General features: G+C 50.5%; 20 protein-coding genes. 11 read left to right on the top strand and 9 right to left on the bottom strand.

The window, feature by feature from the left end; all coding sequences use genetic code 11:
* Positions 1 to 65: 65 nt before the first annotated feature.
* Complete coding sequence (locus McpAg1_RS02580; protein ID WP_338093728.1) at positions 66 to 2,108, bottom strand: monovalent cation:proton antiporter family protein; 2,043 nt, start codon at positions 2,106 to 2,108, stop codon at positions 66 to 68.
* A gap of 737 nt (positions 2,109 to 2,845) precedes the next feature.
* On the opposite strand from McpAg1_RS02580, the gene glyS reads away from it, so the two are divergent.
* The 5 genes from glyS (at position 2,846) to McpAg1_RS02555 (ending at position 9,170) form a co-directional block, all read left to right on the top strand.
* Positions 2,846 to 4,564 (top strand): glycine--tRNA ligase, encoded by a 1,719-nt coding sequence (gene glyS, locus McpAg1_RS02575; RefSeq protein WP_338093774.1) that lies wholly within the window; start codon positions 2,846 to 2,848, stop codon positions 4,562 to 4,564.
* Positions 4,565 to 4,839: 275 nt separating this feature from the next.
* Complete coding sequence (locus McpAg1_RS02570) at positions 4,840 to 5,169, top strand: nucleotidyltransferase family protein (protein WP_338093727.1); 330 nt, start codon at positions 4,840 to 4,842, stop codon at positions 5,167 to 5,169.
* Positions 5,166 to 5,510 carry a HepT-like ribonuclease domain-containing protein gene (locus McpAg1_RS02565; RefSeq protein WP_338093726.1) on the top strand — a complete coding sequence of 115 codons (345 nt, stop codon included), beginning with the start codon at positions 5,166 to 5,168 and terminating at the stop codon, positions 5,508 to 5,510. Before McpAg1_RS02570 ends, McpAg1_RS02565 begins: the two co-directional genes overlap by 4 nt.
* Positions 5,511 to 5,517: 7 nt before the next feature.
* On the top strand, positions 5,518 to 7,782 hold the full coding sequence (locus McpAg1_RS02560) for a DEAD/DEAH box helicase (RefSeq protein ID WP_338093725.1): 2,265 nt from the start codon (positions 5,518 to 5,520) through the stop codon (positions 7,780 to 7,782).
* Positions 7,783 to 7,877: 95 nt separating this feature from the next.
* Positions 7,878 to 9,170, top strand: coding sequence for an ATP-binding protein (locus tag McpAg1_RS02555; RefSeq protein WP_338093724.1), 1,293 nt, complete (start codon positions 7,878 to 7,880; stop codon positions 9,168 to 9,170).
* Between the two features lie 20 nt (positions 9,171 to 9,190).
* Here McpAg1_RS02555 and leuB read toward each other — a convergent pair whose 3' ends face one another.
* The 6 genes from leuB to McpAg1_RS02525 form a co-directional block, all read right to left on the bottom strand.
* Positions 9,191 to 10,270, bottom strand: a complete 1,080-nt coding sequence (gene leuB, locus McpAg1_RS02550) for a 3-isopropylmalate dehydrogenase (RefSeq protein WP_338093723.1) — start codon at positions 10,268 to 10,270, stop codon at positions 9,191 to 9,193.
* 1 nt (position 10,271) lies between these two features.
* A complete protein-coding gene (locus McpAg1_RS02545) occupies positions 10,272 to 10,766 on the bottom strand; it encodes a 3-isopropylmalate dehydratase small subunit (protein WP_338093722.1) in 495 nt (164 codons plus the stop codon).
* 2 nt (positions 10,767 to 10,768) lie between these two features.
* Entirely contained in the window at positions 10,769 to 12,025 is a 1,257-nt protein-coding gene (leuC, locus tag McpAg1_RS02540; RefSeq protein WP_338093721.1) for a 3-isopropylmalate dehydratase large subunit, read from the bottom strand.
* The gene (locus tag McpAg1_RS02535) at positions 12,018 to 13,580 is read right to left on the bottom strand and encodes a 2-isopropylmalate synthase (protein ID WP_338093720.1); all 1,563 of its coding nucleotides are present in this window, start codon (positions 13,578 to 13,580) and stop codon (positions 12,018 to 12,020) included. Before McpAg1_RS02535 ends, leuC begins: the two co-directional genes overlap by 8 nt.
* Positions 13,581 to 13,718: 138 nt before the next feature.
* Positions 13,719 to 14,567: a hypothetical protein gene (locus tag McpAg1_RS02530; protein ID WP_338093719.1), complete on the bottom strand. Its 849-nt coding sequence runs from the start codon at positions 14,565 to 14,567 to the stop codon at positions 13,719 to 13,721.
* Positions 14,568 to 14,812: 245 nt separating this feature from the next.
* On the bottom strand, positions 14,813 to 15,241 hold the full coding sequence (locus McpAg1_RS02525) for a hypothetical protein (RefSeq protein ID WP_338093718.1): 429 nt from the start codon (positions 15,239 to 15,241) through the stop codon (positions 14,813 to 14,815).
* Between the two features lie 112 nt (positions 15,242 to 15,353).
* Here McpAg1_RS02525 and McpAg1_RS02520 point away from each other — a divergent pair, with 112 nt between their 5' ends.
* The 6 genes from McpAg1_RS02520 to pyrI all read left to right on the top strand — a co-directional run bounded on the left by McpAg1_RS02520 (position 15,354) and on the right by pyrI (position 21,473).
* A complete protein-coding gene (locus McpAg1_RS02520; RefSeq protein WP_338093717.1) occupies positions 15,354 to 17,486 on the top strand; it encodes a minichromosome maintenance protein MCM in 2,133 nt (710 codons plus the stop codon).
* Between the two features lie 10 nt (positions 17,487 to 17,496).
* On the top strand, positions 17,497 to 17,820 hold the full coding sequence (locus McpAg1_RS02515; RefSeq protein ID WP_338093716.1) for a dihydroneopterin aldolase family protein: 324 nt from the start codon (positions 17,497 to 17,499) through the stop codon (positions 17,818 to 17,820).
* Between the two features lie 2 nt (positions 17,821 to 17,822).
* The gene (locus McpAg1_RS02510) at positions 17,823 to 18,647 is read left to right on the top strand and encodes a TatD family hydrolase (RefSeq protein ID WP_338093715.1); all 825 of its coding nucleotides are present in this window, start codon (positions 17,823 to 17,825) and stop codon (positions 18,645 to 18,647) included.
* A gap of 407 nt (positions 18,648 to 19,054) precedes the next feature.
* Positions 19,055 to 19,993: a DUF3089 domain-containing protein gene (locus McpAg1_RS02505; RefSeq protein WP_338093714.1), complete on the top strand. Its 939-nt coding sequence runs from the start codon at positions 19,055 to 19,057 to the stop codon at positions 19,991 to 19,993.
* A 101-nt stretch (positions 19,994 to 20,094) separates the two neighbouring features.
* Positions 20,095 to 21,009 (top strand): aspartate carbamoyltransferase, encoded by a 915-nt coding sequence (gene pyrB, locus McpAg1_RS02500; protein ID WP_338093713.1) that lies wholly within the window; start codon positions 20,095 to 20,097, stop codon positions 21,007 to 21,009.
* On the top strand, positions 21,006 to 21,473 hold the full coding sequence (gene pyrI / locus McpAg1_RS02495) for an aspartate carbamoyltransferase regulatory subunit (RefSeq protein WP_338093712.1): 468 nt from the start codon (positions 21,006 to 21,008) through the stop codon (positions 21,471 to 21,473). Before pyrB ends, pyrI begins: the two co-directional genes overlap by 4 nt.
* Before the next feature lie 138 nt (positions 21,474 to 21,611).
* On the opposite strand, the gene McpAg1_RS02490 is transcribed toward pyrI, so the two are convergent.
* Both McpAg1_RS02490 and pstB read right to left on the bottom strand, forming a co-directional pair.
* The gene (locus McpAg1_RS02490) at positions 21,612 to 22,277 is read right to left on the bottom strand and encodes a phosphate signaling complex PhoU family protein (protein WP_338093711.1); all 666 of its coding nucleotides are present in this window, start codon (positions 22,275 to 22,277) and stop codon (positions 21,612 to 21,614) included.
* Positions 22,278 to 23,027, bottom strand: coding sequence for a phosphate ABC transporter ATP-binding protein PstB (gene pstB / locus McpAg1_RS02485; RefSeq protein ID WP_338093710.1), 750 nt, complete (start codon positions 23,025 to 23,027; stop codon positions 22,278 to 22,280).
* Between the last annotated feature and the right edge of the window lies 1 nt (position 23,028).

The following is a 23,028-nucleotide window of genomic DNA, read 5'->3' as shown; positions in this document are numbered from 1 at the left end:
TTATTTAAAATTAAATTATTTACACAATCTCTTAAAAATCGCCATTGGCGATTTTTTTATTCGCGCTATTCGCGTTTCAAAATTTCATCATCCACGTGTACACCATCCCCAAACACCTCCTTCACCCGCTCAAGATCCTCATGCTTCCCGCTCAGAACCAGCATATCCTCAGGCATCAGAACCTTCGTCCCGTCAGGCGTCAGAATAACCTCGCCTGACGCATGATGCAGCGACACAACCGACACATGAAACCTCTTTCGCAGATGTAAATCAGCAAGCGCCTTACCCGCAGCCTCGGAGTCCGGGCTCACCGCAATATGAACAAACTCAGACTTCGACGAAGGTGCAAGACTGGACGAAATCTTCTGCACCTTACTATCGATCACCTTTTGAATCAGCACCTTCTCCCGCTCGGCAAACATCTCGCCCCGCACATCCAAAACATACTGCTCCAGATCCTGTGCCGGCACATTCTCATTCGCAAACACTCTTCGTGCCATCGCAAGACCAGCCTCACGCTCATCAGCAATCACCTCATCCACACCAAGCTTGAACAGCGTCGAACTCTCGGTCGTGTACCGGGCACGGGTAATAATCGTCGTCCAGGGATTCAGCCTCCTCGCCATCAACGCAATCGACTCAGCAGCCGAAGAGTCCGAGATCGTAATCACCAGCGTCCTCGTATGCCTGATACCTGCATGTTGAAGAACCGGCTCAAGCGACGCATCCCCGTACAGAATATGCTCACCGTTCCTCCTCTCCTCAGCAACCGTCTCGTGATTCATCTCAAGAATAATATACTCGCGGCCAACATGCTTCAGCGCCCGAACAACATACCTCCCTGCCGGACCAAAACCAACCACAATAACAGGCCCTCCCTCCTCCTCCAGCTTTGATGCAGGACTCTCAGTACTAAATGAGATCGAAGCACCCCCTTTTCCGTGCGTTGCTGCATGCACAATCCTCTGCGAAATTTTCGGCGCAGCATTTACCGCGAAAGGCGCAATCGTCATCGAAATAATTGCGACTGCGAGAAAAATCTGATATATTCCATCCGTCAGAATACCAAGCGACAACCCGGACGATCCAAGCACAAAGGAAAACTCTCCGATATGGGCAAGACTCAAGCCCCCGATAATCGCCGTCCCCGCAGTTGCTCCGGCAATCCATCCGGCAGCAGTTGCAATCACCGTCTTTGCAAGAATCAGCAGACCTACCAGAATTAAGATCAGCACAATATTTTCCATCATGACTGCAACCGACAACATCATGCCAACAGAGATGAAGAAAATTCCCGTCATCATATCCCGAATCGGCATGATGATTCCGATAACCTCATGGTTATACTCTGATCCTGCAATCGCAACTCCGGCAAGGAACGCACCCAAAGACATCGAGACATCCGCAAGCGACAGCACCCAGGCAATGCCGATACAGATCGTCATCACTGAGATGATGAACAGCTCGCGGTTTCTTCGTGAGACTACCACTTCAAGAATCTTTGGAACAACTACCAAAGCTACCAGCATCACAACAAGCAGTGCTATCATGTTTGTGCCAAGCGTAAAGAGCGAGGCCATAACGCCTGCTCCGGTTCCGGCAATCATGGGGAGCATGAGCATGATGGGAATTACTGCAATATCCTGACTGATCAAAATTGCAAGAAGCAGTTTTCCGTGCCTCGTGTCGATCTGGCCATTGTTCTGATAGATGTTGAGAACAATTGCGGTTGAGGAGGCTGATACCATGAGTCCGAGCAGAAATGCAGTGTTTGAGGGAATGCCGAACGCGGACAAAACAACCCAGACAAAAAGTGTGGTGAGAATTATCTGAAGTCCGCCGCCGATGAGGACGAGCTTTTTCATCTCAAGAAGTTTTTTCAGTGAGATCTCAAGACCGATTGTGAACATCAGAAGAATGAGACCAAACTCTGCGACGAGACTTACCTGTTCATAATTAAATAGGTTGAGACCTGAGGGCCCGATAATAATGCCTGTCACGAAAAATCCGATGATTGTGGGGAGATTGATCTTGCTGCTCAGTAAAAGAACGATGAGAGTACAGGCAAGGAGGAGAAAAATCCCCATCATGGTTGTTTCAGCGGACATGCATACACCGGAGAGGTTGTGATGAGATGATGTTTGGTATGGAATTTAAAAACTGTATCGATGGTCACAAAATTTGTGTTCGCTGTTCGTGCTCGTAGCTCCGCCCACGGAACACACTGAACACACGGAAATTTTACAGAAAAAAATCACGGAGCAGACGTGAACAACACGGAAAAAAAATTATCACGATAGGAGTTCCGCGGTGTGGTTTTGTTTGGAACAACCACGGAATGCACTGAGCACACGGAACTTCACGGAATAAAATGCACGGAGAACGCCTGCGGAGCCGGAATGCACAGAAGAGCTAAGGAAGTTGGCCCTCTAACCAATAACAGACATATATACTCATACTCTTAGTTTTTCCGTGCATTCCGGCGCCGCAGGCGTTCTCCGTGCATTTCTGCGAAGCAGTGAGCAGGCCGAAGGCATGCGATTTCTTTTTTCCGTGAAGCTCTGTGTGCTCAGTGCATTCCGTGGTTGCTCCGAGTGAGGCCAAGGACAGAAAAATCTTAAACGATGAAACTCATCACCGCGTAACTCCTACACGAAAAAAAATAATCACGAAATTGTAAGTTCCGTGTTGTTCACGTCTGCTCCGTGATTTTTTTCTGTGAAATTTCCGTGTGGTCAGTGTGTTCCGTGGGCGGAGCAGCGAACAAAAACACAAACCCGACAACAGCGAGAGAACTATATGTCTGTCCGCCCCATACATACAGCACCGGAAAACCATGGCAGATATGGAAGATACCTACGAAAGAGTCACGGAACTTGCACGCAGACGCGGTTTTGTCTGGCCGTCCTCTGAGATATACGGCTCAGTTGCAGGTTTCATTGACTACGGCCCGCTTGGCGCAATGATGAAGCGCAGAATTGAAAATGTCTGGCGCAAATTCTACGTCGTGCAGGAAGGATACTATGAGATTGAATGCCCGACCGTTGGTATTGAACCAATCTACGTTGCGAGCGGTCACGTTGGCGGCTTCTCTGACAAAATGTTCCAGTGCCCGCACTGTCAGGAGTTCCTCAGAGCTGATCACGTTGCCGAATCCTTTGGCATTCCGCATGCAGGAACCATGTCCAAACAGGATCTGCATGACGTCCTCGTCGACAAAGAATGTCCTGCCTGCGGCAAAGTTCTCGGACCAGTTGACGTTTTCGACTTCAACCTGATGTTTACAACAAGCATCGGTCCAGGAGGACAGCGGAAAGGATATCTTCGTCCCGAAACCGCCCAGGGAATGTTCGTTGACTTCCCGCGGCTTCTCAGATTCTATCGCGATCATCTGCCGTTTGGTGCAGTTCAGATTGGAAAATCCTACCGTAACGAGATCTCGCCCCGTCAGGGAATGATTCGTCTTCGTGAGTTCACGCAGGCAGAAGCCGAGATCTTCGTCCACCCCGAAGAAAAGGATCATCCGTTCTTCTCCCGCTACGCAGACTATGCAATGCCCTTATGCGGTATTGCCCAGCAGGAAGCGGATGCTCCGGCAGTTACGAAGACGATGCGTCAGGCAGTTGACGAAGGCATTATTGCAAACGAGTATGTGGCATATTACGTTGCAATGACGCATGATATCCTCTGTACGGTTGGTTTCAACCCTGACAAGATCCGGTTCCGCCAGCATATGCCTGACGAGCGTGCGCATTACGCGACCGACTGCTGGGATGCAGAAGCGCTCTCCGACCGGTTCGGCTGGGTGGAGATTGTGGGTATTGCGGACCGCACAAATTATGATCTCAAAGCTCACTCCAAAGTATCGGGCGAGAAGATGACGGTCTTCGTCCAGTATCCTGAGGCAAAGAAGGTTCACCACAAGGCGATTGTTCCCAACTACGGCAAGATGGGTCCAATGTTCCGCGGAAAAGCAAAGGCGATTGCTGAGCTTATGCCAACAGCCGAACCACAGGCAGATGGGCTGCACCTTGTCGTTGATGGCGAGGAAATCATTGTTCCGCCAGAGATGTACACGGTAAAGGACGAGATGGTCGATGTGTTCGGCGAGGATGTTATGCCGCATGTGATCGAGCCTTCGTATGGTATTGACCGGATGAGCTACATGGTCCTTGAGCATGCGTATGCCGAGGATGTTGCTGATGGCGAGACGAGAACGGTGATGCGGTTCAAGTCCTGCGTTGCTCCTGTGCAGGCTGCGGTTCTTCCGCTGATGGCACGTGATGGTCTTGATGAGATTGCACGTAAGCTGGTGGACGCGTTACAGAACGAGGGCATTCAGACCGAGTACGATGATGCAGGAGCTATCGGCCGCAGATACCGCCGTCAGGATGAGATCGGTACACCTGTGTGTATTACGATCGATTATGATACAAAGGAGGATGCGGCTGCGACCGTTCGCGATCGCGACTCGATGAAGCAGGTGCGGCTGCCGCTGGCAGAGATTCCTGCGGTGGTGTCACAGCTGATGAACGGTAAGAAGACGTTCGATCAGCTGGGATAATTTTTTTATTTTTCACGACTTCGTATCTTTGGCAAATGTTCATAAGAATTTACGGACAAACTACCAACATACCAATGCCTGCGTACGTGAGCATCAAAGAGGACGTCCTCAGAAAATTGTCCGATATATTGAACCGTCGATGATTCTGTTCGGAAAAATTCCGGAAGTGGCGGCATGAATCCAAGAAAAGATATACAGGTCTGTCTCCTAAAAATGAAAAGTCGATCAAAGACGCACATTTATACTCTGAAAACAAAAATATCTGATAACGAGTAATGTCTGCATACACCAGTATCAAACCGTTTGTCCTCAAAACCCTGACACAACACCTCTCTGAGATACAGGCAGCGTACGGCATTCAGACTCTCACGCTCTTCGGCTCGGTTGCCCGCGGCGATGACATGCCGGACAGCGACATTGATCTTCTCTACACCTTTGCCTCTGCATATGATACGTTTGACAACTATCTCGCTCTCGCCGAGTATCTGGAAACGATTCTTGGGCGAAAAGTTGATCTCATCTCTCCCGAATATCTCAAACCCCGCATTCGTACCCGCATTGAAAAAGACGCCATTACCTGTGGCGAAGGAAGCGTCAGTGCATGAACGATCCAGACATTCTTCCCTATCTGGATGACATCTTTGAACAGTCGGAAAATATTCTCACCGCTCTTGAAACGATTACCTATCAGGACTACTGCGAAAATCCCCTGTATCACAGTGGTATCATCCGATTCATCGAAATAATCGGCGAAGCAGCAAAACACATACCGCAGGAGTTCAGGGAACAGCATCCGGAAATTCCATGGAAGAAAATGACCGGCATGAGGGACAGACTCATCCATGCATATGCCAATGTCAATCTCAAATATGTCTGGGATGTCGCTGTAAACGATATTCCATCTCTCTACGAACAGATCAAGACCATCCGAAAAACCCTCGAATAACCCTAATATGCCCTACGTCAGCCACCCCAATATCCCTCAGGACACCATCGAAGAGCGTGCATACCAGACCAATATCGCCAGACACGCACTTGACGGCAACACCCTCGTCGTTCTTCCGACAGGAATGGGAAAAACCGCAGTCGCCCTTCGCGTCGCGGCTGAGAGGCTCTCAATCGGCAAAATTCTCATGCTCGCCCCGACCAAACCCTTAGTCGAGCAGCACTACCGCTATTTTTCCAAAAATCTTCTCCTCGAAGAACATGACGTCGCCATGTTTACCGGCAGCAATCCTCCGGCAAAACGAATCGAGATGTGGGGGAAAGCGAAGCTTTGCATCTCAACCCCTGAAGTCATCAAAAACGACCTCATCGCCGAACGCTACTCGCTCCACGACGTCTCGCTCTTAATCGTCGATGAGTGTCACAGAACTGTCGGCAACTATGCCTACGTCTTCATCGCCGAACGCTACACCGCAACCGCGTCTCAACCGCTCATTCTTGGCATGACCGCATCTCCCGGCTCTGATCCTGAGATGGTCGCTGAAATCTGCGGACATCTCTCGGTCAGCATCGTCGAAAGCCGGGTTGAGACTGATGCGGATGTTCGTGCTTACGTCCATGAACGCGAGATCGAGTACCGGTCGGTCGATCTGCCCGAAGACCTCTGGCTTGCCTTGAGTGTTTTGAACAGCATGATCGATGACCGCCTCGTAACCCTCACCGATCTCAACTACCGCGTGCCTCGTCGGGAAGCCCTGTCCATGAAAGCACTGAACGGCGTCATGGCACAAATTCAGACCAGAATGCAGCAGCGTGACCGCACAGCCTACACCGCAATGTCAGTGCATGCCGAACTGATGAAGCTCAAACACGGCGTAACAATGGCCGAGTCGCAGGGAACCACCGCATTGAAAGCCTACCTCTCTCGGCTCGAAAGCGAAGGAGCGTCAGGAGCCGGAAGCAAAGCAAGCAAACGCATCTGTTCTGACGAACGTTTCCAGCGCCTGCTTGCACTCGCTGACAACTGGAAGAAGGAACTGCACCCAAAAGCTGACGAAGTGGTGAGAATCGTCCGCGATCAGCTGGTTGAGGACGCTGAGTCCAGAGTGATTGTGTTTGCAACCTACCGCGACGGAGTCTCGATGCTCGTGAACCATCTGGCAGCCGCAGGAATTCCTGCAATCCGGTTCGTGGGCCAGGCATCCCGCGACACCGAGAAGGGTCTGTCGCAAAAGGAACAGATCGAAGCGATCCGCCAGTTCCGCGAAGGAGAGTTTCATGTGCTGGTGGCGACCTCGGTTGGCGAGGAGGGTCTTGATATTCCGTCCACTGATCTCGTCGTCTTTTACGAGTCGGTGCCTTCCGAGGTGCGGAGTATTCAGCGAAAGGGGCGGACCGGCAGGAACTCGTCAGGAAAGATCATTGTTCTGATTACGAAAGGGACGACGGATGAAACCTTCCGCTGGGTGAGCAACACCCGCGAGAAGCAGATGCAAAAAGGCGTGAAGGCGATGCGCAGCGGAAATGTTCCAGTTCCTGCGCCCGATCCTGCAAAAGCCCAGATGACACTTGCCGACGCAGTCCTTCGGGCGGCCGCATCGTCTGCTGAGGCTGATGATGCTGAGCGTCCTGCAATCGTTATCGATAATCGGGAGATGTCTTCAAAGGTTGCGGAGCATCTCAGCAATCTTGGTGCAAAGATTACGCTTGCGGCTCTGCCGGTAGGAGATTATGCGATCGGTGACCGGGTTCTTGTTGAACGAAAGACTGCGCAGGATTTTGTGGATACGCTTGTGGACCGGGATCTGTTTGGTCAGGTAAAAAGTCTTGCTGAGTCTGCGTCCAGACCGGTTCTGATTGTTGAAGGCGGGTCGATTGCGGATTTGTATGAGCTGCGTAATATTCATCCGAATGCGATCCGCAACACGCTTGCCTCAATTGCGGTGGACTTTGATGTGTCGCTTGTGTTTACGCGGGATGCGGAGGAAACTGCCGGTATGCTGTATGCGTTTGCCCGCAGGGATCTGGGCGAGGCAAAGTCTGAGCGGAGTTTTCACCGCCATAAGTCTGCACGAAGCGGGAGAGAGGAGCTTGAGTATATTTTAACGGCTGTGCCTGAGGTGGGCCCAAAGTCTGCACGCGATATTTTGTCTGCGTTTGGAACGCTTCGTGCGGTGTTTTCGGCAACTGCGGAGGAGCTGATGAAAGTGAAAGGGGTCGGAGAGAAAACTGCGGGCGGTATTGTGGGTGCGGCGGAGCGGAAGTATGAGTGATGGTACATACACTATCACTTTTTGTGAAATGTGATGGTATATACACTATCACTTTGCAAAATTATATCAGGATTGTAGACAAAGAATAGCATACGATGGAAGAGCTTGTGCAGTACCTGGCGATGCAGAATCCCTGGTGGGTCGGAACCAAACCGGATTCCGGCATTCTTCGCAGAGTATATCTTGACAAAATTCTTGGCTATCTCAAAAACATCCGGGAAATAGTTATCATCGGTGGTGTTAGGAGATCCGGCAAAACCACGCTGATGTATCAGACCATCCAACATCTGATCGAGCACGAGTCCGTCAATCCCAGTCACATCCTCTTCCTTTCCTGTGACAATAATGCGATTCGTAATCTTTCCGATCCGATCAATACCGTACTGGACACATATCAGAAACTTGTCGGGACCACGACGGATCTCTGGCTTTTCTTCGATGAAGTACAGGATGTTCCCGATTTTCCTCGGGTTCTGAAAAATTTGTATGATACCGGCAGATACCGCATTATCATCTCCGGTTCAACCTCCCACATCCTTGAATCCCAGTCCGGAACACATTTGACCGGCAGATATCTCCCAGTCCGTGTCTATCCGTTAAGTTTTTGCGAGTATCTGACGTTTATAGGAACAGTTCCTCCTAACAATGAGATTAATCTCCTGACAAAAAAGTATGAACTCATTGGGCACCTCAATACTTACTTGCGAAACGGCGGGTTTCCTGCAATCGTGCATATTGAACAGGATGAAATCCGACGTGATTATCTGAAAGCGTACTATGACAGCATCCTGTACCGTGACATCATTGCTTCGCATGATGTCAGGAACCAGAGTCTGATGCAGGAACTCCTGAGCTATGTTATTACCAATATTGCCGTGCCGCAAACATTCCGTAGTCTTGCACAAACTTTCAAAACAGATCCTGCCCGCGTTCAGGATTATCTGTCGTATGCCGAGGACGGATATCTGTTGTACACCGCGACAAAGTTTTCTTTCTCCTACAAAAAACAACTGGTCGCTCCAAGAAAGATGTATCTTGCCGATAACGGTCTCCGTTCTGCCGCGGGTTTTGTCTTTTCTCAGGATACCGGAAGACTGGTGGAAAATCTCGTCTGTATTGAACTGCTGCGGAGAGGATACACGCCAAAATACTGGAAGGAGACAAACGAGATTGATTTTGTCGTGCAAAAGTCAGGAGATCCGTTGACCCTTCTGAACGTTTGCTATACCAGCGATATTCCTGAACGGGAACTGAAAGGATTTGCTGAGTTTGTCAAGCTACATCCAGATGTTGCGGTCAGAAAGATTTTGCTTACTGAGGATCTCTCTCTTCAGCTGGATGATGAAATCACAGCCATTCCGCTCTGGAGATGGCTGCTCACAGAGTAAACAAAAAAAAGAAAAAAATATCACACGCGGTCTGCGATCAGCTGCCCCATCTCAGTGCAGCCGACACGCTTCATTCCATCGCGGTAGATATCCCCTGTCCGGTAACCCGCAGCCAGAACCGCAGCAACCGCAGCCTCAACCGCATCAGCCTCCGCTGAAAGATTCAGCGAATACCGCAGAAGCATCGCAAGAGACAGAATCGTTGCAACCGGATTTGCAAGATTCTGCCCCGCAATATCAGGAGCAGAACCGTGAACCGGTTCGTAAAGACCCGGAGTATTTGCTCCCCCAACCGACGCAGACGGCAGCATACCAATCGACCCCGTAATTGCCGCAGCCTCATCCGACAAAATATCGCCGAACAGATTGCCGGTCACAATCACATCAAACGCCGCAGGATTTCTCACCAGCTGCATCGCCGCATTATCTACATACATATGGGACAGCTCCACTTCCGGATACCCTTTGGCAACTTCTGTCACCACCTCGCGCCAGAGCCGTGACACCGCCAGCACATTCGCCTTATCAACCGAACACAACCGCTTGCCTCGCTTCATCGCCGTCTCAAACGCGACCTCAGCCACACGGCGGATCTCATGTTCCGCATAAATCATATTCGAAAAACCGACCCGCTCGCCGTCACGAACCTCAATCCCTGACGGCTCACCGAAGTAAACATCCCCGATAAGCTCGCGGACAACCAGAATATCAATCCCGTTCGCCACAATATCAGGCCGCAGATAACATGCATCCGCAAGTTCGGAAAACAACTTCGCAGGACGCAGGTTCGCAAACGCTCCGGCAGCTTTTCGCAGCGCAAGAAGTCCCTTCTCAGGACGGATGGCAGGATCAAGCGTATCCCATTTCGGTCCGCCAACCGCACCAAAAAGAACCGCGTCTGAACTCATGCAGACATCCTGCGTGGCCGGAGGGAACGGAACGCCCGACGAATCAATCGCCGCACCGCCAAAGTCCGCATACCGCAGATCAAACGAGTGATGGAACTTTTTGCCAACGATTGAAAGAACCTTCACCGCCTCAGCAACAACCTCAGGACCGATACCATCGCCCGGCAGAACCGCAATTTTGTAGCTTCCCACCTTACTCAGCCCCGATCTGTTTTCTCACATACCCAACAAGCCCGCCGGCATCCAAAATCTCCTGCATAAACGAAGGAACCGGAGAACAGGAGATAACAACGCCTTCTGCTGTTGTGATCGTTCCCTTCTCAGTATCAACAGTCAGCATCTCGCCATCAGAGATCTTCTGATACTCATCACCGACCTCAAGCAGAATCAGTCCGGTATTGAACGCATTGCGGTAGAAAATTCTCGCAAAACTGTGGGCGATCACAACCGGAATGCCCGCACCCTTAATTGCGACAGGCGCATGTTCGCGGGACGAACCGCAGCCGAAGTTCTCGCCGGCAACCATAATATCTCCCTTCGAGACGCGGGAGACCCAGTTCTCTTCAAGGCCGGACATGCAGTGTCTGCCGAGCTCTGCCTCGTCAGTAGTTACCAAGAATCGTGCCGGAATAATTGCATCCGTATCAATATTTTCCCCGACAACGTGGGCTTTACCTTTATACTCCATTTTTACAGACTCCTTGGATCAGTAACCCGACCGGTAACAGCAGATGCCGCGGCAACCGCAGGATTGGACAGAATAACTTCTGAATCAAGCGATCCCATCCTGCCGCGGAAGTTGCGGTTCGTTGTGGAGATTGCCCGTTCGCCTTTGGCGAGAATTCCCATGTGACCGCCCAGACAAGGGCCACAGGTTGGCGGGGAGATGATCGCTCCCGCATCGATAAACACCTGCATCAGCCCTTCGTGCACGCAGTCGCGCCATACGCGGGGAGTTGCCGGAATGATAATGCAGCGGACATGTTTGTCCACCTTTCTGCCGCGGAGAATATCTGCTGCCTGGCGCATATCCTCGATTCTTCCGTTTGTGCAGCTGCCGATAACCGCTTGGTGAATTTCCAGCTCGCCGACCTCGTCGACTCCTTTCACATTCTCCGGCAGGTGCGGGAGAGCTACCTGTGGAGCCATCCCTTTGATCTCCATATCAATCTCTGACTCGTACATCGCAAACTTGTCAGGCTTGATCTCCTCATCACTGCGTCCGGCTTTGCGGGTGTACTTCAGCGTCTTCTTGTCGGCTGGGAAGAGTCCTGCTTTTGCACCTGCTTCGATTGCCATGTTGGCAATTGTGAGACGGCTTTCGATCGACATCTTGTCAACGCCGGATCCGCCAAACTCAAGAGCCTTGTAGAGAGCGCCGGACACGCCGATTGTTCCGATAAGTTTCAGGATTACGTCTTTGCCTTGTACGTACTTTCCCATTTTGCCGTGGAGATCAACTTTGATGCTTGGCGGAACTTTGAACCAGTTCTCACCAAGAACCATGCCGGCTGCGATATCGGTTGAACCCATTCCTGTTGAGAATGCGCCGATACCGCCATACGTACAGGTATGACTGTCAGCTCCGATAACAAGGTCCCAGGGACCAACAAGTCCCTCTTCGGGAAGGAGGGCATGCTCAATTCCGCAGTTGCCTCCTTCATAGTAGTGGGTAATTCCCATCTCCTGAGCGAAACTGCGGGTCACGCTGACCTGTTCGGCTGAGTCGATGTCTTTGTTCGGGGTGAAGTGGTCGCAGACAAAGACGACTTTGTCTTTGTCAAAGACTTTGTTTGCTCCCATTTCCCGGAAAGATTTGATTGCCAGGGGGGCAGTGATGTCATTTGCAAGAACGAGCGAGAGTTTGCATCTGACGATCTGGCCGGAACCGGTGATCTTCTGGTCGGTTTTGGACTGAAGAATTTTTTCTGCGATGGTTCTATGCATGGTTTTCCTCCACTTTTTTGGCGAGGCGGTTGAGTGCGTTCACATAGGCTTTTCCTGCGGCAACGAGAATGTCAGGGTCTGCTCCTCTGCCGATTGCGGTGTAGTTGTTTCTCCGCAGCCGAACGGTTACTTCTCCCTGTGCATCGGTTCCGCCAGTAATTGCGTTTACTGAGAACTGTTCGAGGTCAGGTTTGCATCCTGAGATGGTGCCAATTGTGTTGAAGACGGCGTCGATTGGTCCTACGCCGAAGTTGTGCAGCTGTTTGTCTTCGCCGTTTACTTCCATGATGACGCTGGCGTTCGGGGGGATGGGGCCGTTGCCTGCGTGGACCTGGAGGTATTTGAGTTTGAACTTGTCAGGCATTCTGAAGATTTCTTCAAGGACGATTGCTTCGACGTCTTCGGAGAAGATCTCTTTTTTGATGTCTGCGAGTTTTTTGACTGCGTCTGAGACGATTGTTATCTGGTCGTCGTTTAAGGTGTAGCCGAGTTCTTCGACTTTGGCTTTGATTGCGTGACGGCCTGAGTGTTTGCCTAAGACCATGTCGTTGCCGGTTTTTCCTATGGATGCTGCGTCCATGATCTCGTATGTTTCGCGGCATTTGAGGACGCCGTCCTGATGAATGCCGGATTCGTGGGCGAATGCGTTGGCACCGACAATTGCTTTGTTTGCAGGGATTGGCATTCCGATGATGTGGGAAAGGGTTCGTGCGGTTGGATAGAGTTGTTCGGTGATGATGCCGCAGTTGCACTGGTAGTAGTCGCTGCGGACGTTGAGGTTCATGACTGCTTCGTCCATTGCGGTATTTCCTGCACGTTCACCGATGCCGTTGATGGTGCATTCGATCTGGCGGGCGCCTGCTTTTACTGCGGCAAGGCTGTTTGCAACGGCAAGGCCGAGGTCGTCATGGCAGTGAACGGAGATTACTGCTTTGTTGATATTTTTGACGTTTTCGGCGAGGTAGCGGATGATGTTTGCGTACTCTCCGGGCTGGATGTACCCTACCGTGTCAGGGATGTTGACGGTTGTGGCTCCTGCGTCAATAACGGTTTCAACGACTTTTGCAAGGAACGGGAGTTCACTGCGGGATGCGTCTTCTGCGGAGAATTCGACGTTTTTGGTGAGGGATGCTGCGTGCCGAACGGCTTTTTCTGCCATTTCAAGAACTTGGTCAGGGGTTTTCCTGAGTTTGTGTTCCATGTGGATCGGGCTGGTTGCGAGAAATACATGGATTCGCGGGTTGGCTGCATGTTTGAGGGCTTCCCATGCACGGTCGATGTCTGCGGCAACCGCTCGGCAGAGTCCTGCGACCTGACAGTTGGTGACCGTTTCTGAGACTGCACGGACTGCTTCGAAGTCGCCCGGGCTTGCGGCAGGGAATCCTGCTTCGATGATATCTACGCCGAGTAGCTCAAGCTGACGGGCGAGACGCACCTTCTCCTGTAGGGTCATGGTTGCGCCGGGAGATTGTTCGCCGTCACGGAGCGTTGTGTCAAAGATATAGACACGATCCGACTGGTATCCTGTGGATACGGTAGAGTCATCGTTTTTCATGTTTTTCACCAGAGGCGGGAGATAAATCCAGCCTCAATTTACAGGTACTATTTTGGTTTGCGGGAATTTATAGATGTGTAATGAGGGTGAGAAAAGAGATAAGAGAAGATTATTTTCCTCTTATTGGGGGTGAGTGATTCAGGTGTAGATGTTGTCGTAGGTGATCAAATGCCAGTAGTCTGCAATTAGTGTTCCATCCGGTAAAACCACGGGTCCCGCTTCCCATACTCCGTCTTCGGTGAAGGAACAGATCATGGTAAAGTTACCGAGATTGTCGGTGGTAATGGTGTAATTATTTCCTTCATTGGTCATTGTTCCTTCTTCTGTAAGGAGAAGGGTTGTTGTCTGATAATTATAGAACTCTGTTTCTTCATGATTGAACTGTGTTTCTTCATAGGTTACGGCGGCAGTGTCGTTTCCAAGGAACAGCAGGGAGTAATTAACTACAACTTCTGTTCCGTTCACAATTTTTGAGGGAAGGGTTGTTGTCCAGAGTCCGACCGGTTCTTTGGGCGAGTCCCATGTGCTGCTTGGCGCACTGTCGATGCTGGAGGTTTCGTACACGGTGTAGATTAATTCATTCGTTACTTCTGTTCCATCCGGCAGAGTCAGAATCTCTGGTCCCCAGTAATTGGTATCTGTGGAGAATGTCAGCGTAAAGTTACCGTCATTTTCAGTGACAATGGTGTAGGCATTTTCGTTTTTAATGACTGGTCCTTCCATCTGATGCGTGGTGGTAGATGTCTGGTTATTCACTTTTTCCGTATGGGAATATATCACGGTGCCGGACTCATTCTCCCAAAGTCTCAGTTCATAGCTGTCATATCTCTCAGTGCAGTTTACTGTTTCGGAAGTGAGCATCACTACCCAAGTGCCAAGAGGTTTTTCTGATAACGATTGTTGTACGGGAGTATCAGTCCCGATACATCCGGCTGTCAGCAGCAGAGCTGTAAGAATAACAGCAACAGGTACAATGAACCATTTCATAGAAATATCATACTCCTTCAAAACGTATAATGGTAAGTACAAACTGTTCCGCTTGGAACATAACAGATGCCGGAACGAAAATTTTTAGAAATTTTTTTCAGTAGGAGTTCCGTGGTGCGAAATAGCATAAGGAAAAAGGATGTCTTGTCCTTGGCCTCACTCGGAATAACCACGGAAAACACATATAGAGAAAAACACTTCCTTATATTATACAAATCCGAGCCAGAATAAAAAAAGAAAAAAAATCAGGCCTCGCCTCTTTGAAGATAAAGCTCCGAACCATAGGGCGTCATCATCTTCACATAACCATCCTCAGAAAGAGTCATCACAAAGATCCCCGCAGAAGAGGCATCAATGATATAGAAGTTATCCTGTTTGGAAACAGTAACAACCCCACTGAAAGAACGATAAATGCCGGGACCTTCTCCCTCACCATGACTGTAGCTCATAGTACATCTGCCGTCCTCCCGAATCTTGATCATACAACTCCTGGAAATATTCACTTTCTCACCAGTATCGGAATCAATCTTAGTAATCAGTCTATTTCCAACCCAAGTCCCAAGAGCAGGATCTCCGGCAAGAGGGTCTTCGGCGGGAGGAAACCCAACACAACCCGCAGACAACACCACAGCTGCCAAAAACAGAACAACAGCAGCCAGCAACCCATACTTCATGTGAAAAGTATTAGGACAAACTCTCCGATAAACATTTGTACCCCCCACACCCAGACATTCCAAACCCTTAATCCTTCACGCATCAAACCTCATAAACAACAGGAGGGAGAACGTGGCAGCAGAACTCGAAATCATCGACCGCTCTGAAGAGTGGGGTGTATTTCTGAAAAAGAAGTACAAAACCGACTTAAACAAACTCGCCCGCGAATACCCGTACACCAAATCCCTCACCATCGGCTACGACGTCCTCGAAGGCTACGGCAAAACCGGAACCATCCTTGCTGACGAACTGCTCGAACGCCCCGGCAAAACACTCGAAGACATCCGTGACGCAATCAGAACCGGCCACCTCATCAGCCGCAAAGACCGCGAAGGAAACGACATCTCCGAAGACATCATCACAGGAATCAACATCAGATTCATTCACCTTCCCAGAAAAACCCAAATTCGAGACATCCGTGCCGAACACATCAACAAATTCGTCAGCGTCGACGGCATCATCCGCCGCGTCACCGAAGTTCGTCCTCGGCTCGTAATCGGCGCATTCCGCTGTCCAGCAGGCCACTTCACCTACAAAGCCCAGGATTACGGCACCTACACCGAACCAGACGTCTGCGGCAACGCAGAGTGCACCCAGAAAAAACTCGAACTCGTCCAGAACAGATCCACCTTCATCGACTCCCAGAAACTCCGCATTCAGGAAACACCCGAAGGACTCCGCGGCGGCGAACAGCCGCAGAACATCGACATCGACATCGTTGACGACATCTGCGGAATTGTATCTCCGGGCGACCGCGTGATTGTCAACGGCATTCTCAGAAGTGTGCAGCGAATCACCGCAGGACAGAAAAGCACCGTCTTTGACCTCTTCGTTGAATGTAATTCTATAGAGATCTCCATCAAAGAATTCGAAGAGGTCAACATCAGCGAAGAGGACGAAGAGACCATCAAAGACATGGCGACTGACCCTGGTGTCTACGGAAAAATCGCCAGATCCATCGCCCCAACCATCTACGGAAACGACGAAGTCAAAGAAGCAATTGCTCTCCAGATGTTTGGCGGCATCGCCAAAGAGATGCCTGACGGCAGTAGTCTCAGGGGAGACATTCACGTCCTCCTTGTCGGAGACCCGGGTATCGCAAAGTCGCAGCTGCTTCGCTACGTCATCAAACTCGCTCCCCGCGGCATCTACACCTCAGGAAAGTCCGCATCCTCCGCAGGTCTCACTGCGGCTGCAGTCAAAGACGATCTCGGCGACGGACGCTGGACGCTGGAAGCAGGAGCGCTCGTACTTGCCGACAAAGGAATTGCCGCAGTCGATGAAATGGACAAGATGCAAAAGGACGACCGCTCCTCCCTGCACGAAGCAATGGAACAGCAGTCCATCTCGGTGGCAAAAGCCGGCATCAACGCAACGCTTCGTACCCGCTGCTCGCTTCTTGGCGCAGCAAACCCGAAGCTCGGACGGTTCGACGAGTTCTCCAACATCTCCGAGCAGGTCAACATGCCGCCTTCGCTGCTCTCGCGTTTTGATCTGATCTTTATTATGAAGGACAAACCTGACGCGGTCCGCGACTTAAACATCGCAAACCACATCTTAAAGTCCCACATGGCAGGCGAGAAGATCATGCATCACAAAAAGCATCCGATTCCGGGCGCTGACGATGAGTACTTCAAACGCGAACTCGCTCCGGTCATGCCTGAGATCGATGCTGTCCTGCTCCGCAAATATCTCGCGTATGCGAAACGAAACTGTTTCCCGATGCTGACCGATGATGCAAAAGAGATTTTGGTGCAGTACTATCAGAATCTCCGCAGCGTCGCAATTGATTCCGACAAACCGGTGCCGGTTACCGCCCGTCAGCTGGAAGCACTTGTGAGGCTCGCAGAAGCGAGCGCCCGCGTCAGACTTGCTGATGAGATCGATGTCGATGATGCGAAACGTGTGGTAAAGATCGTGGACACCTGTCTTAAGCAGGTCGCCTACGATCCTGCGTCCGGCACGATTGATATCGATCGGGTTGCGACCGGCATCACGAAATCCAGCCGCGACATGACACGTATTCTTCGTGAGACGATCAAGATTCTTGCTGAGGGTGCGGGTTCGGCAAAGATTGATAATGTGATTGATACGATGGTGAGTCAGCACAAATATGGTAAAGATGAGGTTGAGAAACTTCTGGACAAACTCAAGCGGTCGGGCGATATTATTTCGCCGCGCAATGATACGGTAAAACTTTTGTGAGGAAATAACAATGGCAACTGATCGAGAAAATGCAGTGTTTGAAGCAGCGATTAAACTTGGTGCACTTTACCACCAGTTTGTGGGAACGCCTATCAGCAGGTCAACGGCTGAGAAGGTTGAGGCGGCAATTGAGAGTGCGGTCTCGCTTCAGCCGTATGTGACGCATATTGAGGTGCGTCTGGACCGAACGCTGATGAATGAGAATCCGTTTGGGTACTCGGAGCTGACTGGTGCGATGTATGATGCGGTGATTGAGACGAAGTTCGGGAATGCTGTCTGTCGGGCGCAGCTGAAGTTTGAGAATGGTTATCCGATGATGAAGATTCTTGACTGAAAATGTCTGAGTCTTTTCCGATTCTGGATGATCATTTTCATATTAATCGTCGGGCAGGTGTTGGTCCCTCAGTAGTTCGGGAGTTTATGCGGTCTGGGGGGACGCATATTGTTCTGGTGTCTCTGCCGTCCTGGTCGCATGAGATCTCTCCAACGAAGCCTGAGGATTTCCGGGCTGTGTTTGATGAGTTGTTGGCAACTGCGGACGCGGTGCGAACTGAGGGCTGCGGTTGTTATGCGATGTGCGGTGTGCATCCTGCTGAGATCGGGAGGCTAACTCAGCGGATGAGTTTGATGGATGCGGAGCGTTTGATGTGCGGGGCTTTGGATGTGGCGGCTGAGTATGTGGCGGAAGGGAAAGCGATTGGTCTGAAGTCAGGCCGTCCCCATTATCCGGTCGAGCAGAATGTGTGGGATGCGTCAAACCGCGTGCTTTCCCATGCTTTGATGCTTGCAAGGGAGCTGGACTGTTCTTTACAAATTCATGCAGAGAGCGGACCTTGTTTGGATGTGCCTGATATGGCAAGAGCAGTTGGGATGAATCCTTCTCGTGTGGTGAAACATTTTGCGACTACTGAGACGCCGCTTCATCCGTCAGTGACGGTCAGGGAGCCGTTTCTTGCGGACTGGTTTTTGGAGAAACGCGAGTTCACGCTTGAGAGTGATTATATGGATGATCTTTCACGGCCTGGGGCGGTGAATGGTCCGCGGTCGGTTCCCCGCAAGATGCAGCGGATGATTCAGGAGGGGGTTGTGACGAGTGAGGATATGTGGCGGGTGCATTCGCTGGTGCCTGAGAGGGTGTATGGTGTTTCGTTTTCGGTTTGATGAAACGCGAATAGCGCGAATAAAAAATAAAAAATCGCCAATGGCGATTTTTCCAATAGAATTTATGTGACGCGTTTTTGAAACACGAACTGCAGAACTCGATAAAAATCACCATTGGCGATTTTTTTATTCCGCGAAGCTGCGAAGCAGTGAGCACGACGGAACGGCGTGCGAAGCGGTGAGCAGGCCGAAGCGACTCCTGAAAGGAGGAGCAAAACACGACGGAACGGCGTGTGGAAGGCATGCGATTCGCGCTATTCGCATTCTTCGCGTTTCAAATTTTCGCGAGAAACCCAGTATCACTTATGTAGGATAACCGCCAATTGTTTTCCATGGACAAACGATATTTCTTGCTTCCCCTCCTTTTTCTTGTGATCATTTCTGCAGGCTGCGTCACTCCGGAGCCCGTGAGCGACTCGCCCTACCAGCCGCTTGACTACTCGCTTGCGGAAAACTGGGTGATGGTGCCGAACGCATCTGCTGAACAGAAAGCGGTTGATGTTTTCTATCTCTACCCGACTCTGGCCACGAACTTGTACGTTGACTCGATGAACCTGAGTGATCCGGCAGCCCGGGATCGGGCAGTGGTGAATGTGATGACGAACAAAGGTGTCTATGAGGAGACGGCAAATGTCTACGCCCCATACTACCGGCAGACCGGTCTCTACTCGATGATCGGTAACGGCACCTGGACAGAAGATCAGTATGTCGCAGGACAACTTGCCTACGAAGATGCGAAGGCTGCGTTCCTTTATTATCTGGAGAACTACAATGATGGAAAGCCGTTCATTCTTGCCGGACACTCGCAGGGGTCATACCGGATCAAGCAGCTGATGATCGATCTGTTCGTTGATCCCGAGCTTCAGGGAAAGCTGGTGGCTGCGTATCCTATCGGCTATACCGTCTCTGAGTTTGAGCTTGCCCAGTACGGTCAGCTGAAACCTGCAACCGGCGAGCTTGATACTGGCGTTATCATCACGTATCACACGCAGGCGCCAGAGCTTTCTGGTGAGAATGTTGTTGTGCTTCCGGGATCGATCGGAATTAATCCGCTGAACTGGAAGACGGACGGGACGTATGCGTCTGCTGATGAGAACTATGGTGCGGTATTTTTCGAGAACGGTAGTGTGTCTTCCCGAGTGGCGAACTTTACCGGCGCATATCTTGCAGAGGTTGACGGTTCGATAGTTCTCATTGCCGACTCCCCTGATCCGGCAGTGTATTCCACTCCGGAACTGTTTGCGGAAGGAGTGTTTCATACGAATGATTATGCTTTCTTTTATGAGAATCTGAAGGAGAATGTTGCGAAACGAACTGCGGCGTATCTGGAGAAGAATGGGGTTTGAATAATTTTTTTTCAAATATATTTTTTCTGATCAAGAAACCAAGACGACCATTATTTATCTCTCCCGCAACAAATACACATATCAGAGTTGGACAAAAACCCATGACACATGATCAAAAAAATATCCTGTCTGTACGGGACATGGACCGTGAAGAAATTGACGCTCTTCTCACGGCTGCTGCAAAGTTTGATCAAAAAAAGTTCACCGGACATGAACTTGAGGGAAAAATTCTTGCCGTGCTCTTTTTTGAACCAAGTACCAGAACCAGAATGTCCTTCGCCTCCGCAATGATGCGGCTTGGCGGAAAAATTCTCAACCTCGGAAGTGTCGAAGCCTCCTCAATCGCCAAAGGAGAAACACTCTCCGACACCATCCGCGTCATCTCCGGTTACGCCGACGCAATCGTACTGCGCCATCCCAAAGAAGGAGCCGCACGGCTCGCGAGCGAAGTAGCATCCGTTCCGGTCATCAATGGCGGTGACGGCGCAGGCCAGCATCCGTCCCAGACACTATTGGACCTGTTCACCATCCGCAAATCCATGAAACTGGAGAACATCGACATCGGACTTCAGGGAGACCTGCGGTACGGCAGAACCGTGCACTCCCTTGCGGCCGCGCTGACAAAATACGATGACATTCGTCTGCACACCATCGCTCCCGAAGGTCTTGACCTGCCAAGCCACCTCAAACAGGATCTCACCGACGCCGGAATGGAGATCATCGTCCATGAAAACATCGAAGAAACCATTCCCGAACTCGACGTCCTGTATGTGACAAGGCTTCAGCGGGAACGTTTCCCGGACCCTGCGGCGTTCGCAAGCTTTGCCGCAACCTATCGGGTCACGCCCGAACTTCTGGAGATGGCAAAACCCTCGATGATTGTACTGCATCCGCTGCCGAGAGTGGACGAGATCGATCCGGCGGTTGACAAAATGCCGTGTGCAAAATACTTCCAGCAGGCGCACTACGGTGTTCCCATCAGAATGGCGATGTTAAACGAGGTGATGCGGTCATGAAACGGTCAAGCGACGAAGGAATTGTTATCTCACCGATCAAAAACGGAACGGTGATCGATCACATCACGCCCGGCGAGGGCCTGACGGTGATCCGTATTCTTGGAATTCAGGACGGAACAAACGTGACCTTCACGGTTGCGACAAATGTGGTGAGCAGCCGCGGCGGCAGAAAAGACATGGTCAAGATCGAGAACCGCGAACTGGTCAAGTCCGAGGTGGACAAACTTGCCCTGATTGCACCAGACGCAAAGATCAGTATTATCCGTGACTCCAAAGTGGTTGAGAAGAAATCGGTCGAGGTGCCAACTGATATCACGGGTGTTATCAAGTGCCCGAATCCAAACTGCATCACCAATACCCGCGAGCCTGCTGAAAGCCGGTTCACTTTCCATTCGCGTGGGTTCCGCTGCTGTTACTGCGATACGGTCATCTCCCGCGAGATGGATATCGGCGATTATATCTGAAATGTGGATATATTTGAAACGTGATTATATCTAAAACGCGAATAGCACGAATAGCGCGAATTAAAAAAATCGCCATTGGCGATTTTTTATTCGCGCTATTCGCGTTTTCTCACGAAGTTTTCCAAAAAAAAGATCACATCATTCATTGACGTGATCAATAGCCACCCGTTTACCGGTCTGCATATAATACACCTTCTCCCCCATCCGGCATGCATGATCCGCACACCGCTCAAGATACCGATTGATCATATGATACGCACTGCACTGAGGAACAACCGAAACATCAGCCTCCATTGCCGCAACACAATCAGCATAAATAACATCATACATCTGATCAACCTCCTCCTCCATCGCAGAAAGCGCAGACAAAGACTCCGTATCTCCGGTCGCAAACGAATTGTACACAACATCAAGCATCGACACCGTAATAGTACCCATCTTTGACAACTGACTTGCAAGACGTGCAACATGATCGCGGTTCTCAAACTGCACAAGCAGCTCACCGACATCCTTCCCGTAACGGCCAACACGTTCAGACGACGTAATCATATCCAGACTGCATGCAATCAGCCTCAGATCTGCCGCCATCGGCTGATTAAGAGCAATCAACAGAACACCGCGTTCGTTTAAAAGATCATACTGGCTCGCGATATACTCCTTCTGGCGGACAACATCTGCCGCAACCTCGCGATCGATCGTCTCAAACGCCATCAGCGAATTCTTCAGCATACCAAGCGCAAACCGGCCGTACCAGTTTACCTGATCCTTGTAGGAGCCAAGCTCCAAATGGAAATACTCATTCATTTAACCAAACCTTCCGGTAACATAACGTTCGGTGAGTTCTTCAGCAGGATTTGAAAAGATCTTCTTCGTATCATTGACCTCAACAAGCTTGCCGATGTACATAAAACCGGTCGTATCGCTGACTCTTGCTGCCTGCTGCATATTGTGAGTCACAATAATAACCGTATAATTTTTCTTGAGATCGGTAATCAGCGTCTCAATTTTCGAGGTGGCGATTGGATCAAGTGCTGAACATGGCTCGTCCATGAGAATAATCTCAGGACTTACCGCAAGCGTTCGTGCAATACAGAGACGCTGCTGCTGACCGCCGGAAAGTCCGAGAGCCGAGTCATGAAGACGGTCTTTGACCTCATCCCAGAGAGCTGCGCCTTTCAGACTCGTCTCGACAATTTTGTCAAGCGTTGACGCATCATGCTCGCCGTGAGCGCGGGGACCATACGCAATATTGTCATAGATCGACTTCGGAAACGGATTCGGGCGCTGGAACACCATGCCGATATGTTTGCGAAGCTCGACAGGATCAGCGTTTAGAATATTTTCATCTCTGAACAAAATTTCTCCATTGATCTTACAGGTCGGGATGAGATCATTCATCCGGTTGAGACAACGGAGAAGAGTTGACTTCCCGCAACCCGAAGGACCGATTAGTGCGGTGACTTTTTTTTCTGCAAACGGGAAATTCACTTCAAACAGTGCCTGTTTGGTTCCGTACGAAAGATTGAGATTGTTGGTTTGAATAACGCTTGTCATA

Origin of the sequence: Methanorbis furvi (assembly GCF_032714615.1) — an archaeon.
Taxonomy (GTDB): domain Archaea; phylum Halobacteriota; class Methanomicrobia; order Methanomicrobiales; family Methanocorpusculaceae; genus Methanocorpusculum; species Methanocorpusculum furvi.
This window is presented reverse-complemented; position numbering and strand designations above follow the sequence as displayed.

Coding starts and splice junctions, on each gene's coding strand:
- McpAg1_RS02525 (WP_338093718.1), bottom strand. CDS start 15,241: ATGAAGTATGGGTTGCTGGCTGCTGTTGTTCTGTTTTTGGCAGCTGTG.
- McpAg1_RS02565 (WP_338093726.1), top strand. CDS start 5,166: ATGAACGATCCAGACATTCTTCCCTATCTGGATGACATCTTTGAACAG.
- leuC (WP_338093721.1), bottom strand. CDS start 12,025: ATGCATAGAACCATCGCAGAAAAAATTCTTCAGTCCAAAACCGACCAG.
- McpAg1_RS02545 (WP_338093722.1), bottom strand. CDS start 10,766: ATGGAGTATAAAGGTAAAGCCCACGTTGTCGGGGAAAATATTGATACG.
- McpAg1_RS02570 (WP_338093727.1), top strand. CDS start 4,840: ATGTCTGCATACACCAGTATCAAACCGTTTGTCCTCAAAACCCTGACA.
- McpAg1_RS02490 (WP_338093711.1), bottom strand. CDS start 22,277: ATGAATGAGTATTTCCATTTGGAGCTTGGCTCCTACAAGGATCAGGTA.
- pyrB (WP_338093713.1), top strand. CDS start 20,095: ATGACACATGATCAAAAAAATATCCTGTCTGTACGGGACATGGACCGT.
- McpAg1_RS02530 (WP_338093719.1), bottom strand. CDS start 14,567: ATGAAATGGTTCATTGTACCTGTTGCTGTTATTCTTACAGCTCTGCTG.
- pyrI (WP_338093712.1), top strand. CDS start 21,006: ATGAAACGGTCAAGCGACGAAGGAATTGTTATCTCACCGATCAAAAAC.
- glyS (WP_338093774.1), top strand. CDS start 2,846: ATGGAAGATACCTACGAAAGAGTCACGGAACTTGCACGCAGACGCGGT.
- pstB (WP_338093710.1), bottom strand. CDS start 23,027: ATGACAAGCGTTATTCAAACCAACAATCTCAATCTTTCGTACGGAACC.
- McpAg1_RS02510 (WP_338093715.1), top strand. CDS start 17,823: ATGTCTGAGTCTTTTCCGATTCTGGATGATCATTTTCATATTAATCGT.
- McpAg1_RS02535 (WP_338093720.1), bottom strand. CDS start 13,580: ATGAAAAACGATGACTCTACCGTATCCACAGGATACCAGTCGGATCGT.
- McpAg1_RS02555 (WP_338093724.1), top strand. CDS start 7,878: ATGGAAGAGCTTGTGCAGTACCTGGCGATGCAGAATCCCTGGTGGGTC.
- McpAg1_RS02515 (WP_338093716.1), top strand. CDS start 17,497: ATGGCAACTGATCGAGAAAATGCAGTGTTTGAAGCAGCGATTAAACTT.
- McpAg1_RS02580 (WP_338093728.1), bottom strand. CDS start 2,108: ATGTCCGCTGAAACAACCATGATGGGGATTTTTCTCCTCCTTGCCTGT.
- McpAg1_RS02560 (WP_338093725.1), top strand. CDS start 5,518: ATGCCCTACGTCAGCCACCCCAATATCCCTCAGGACACCATCGAAGAG.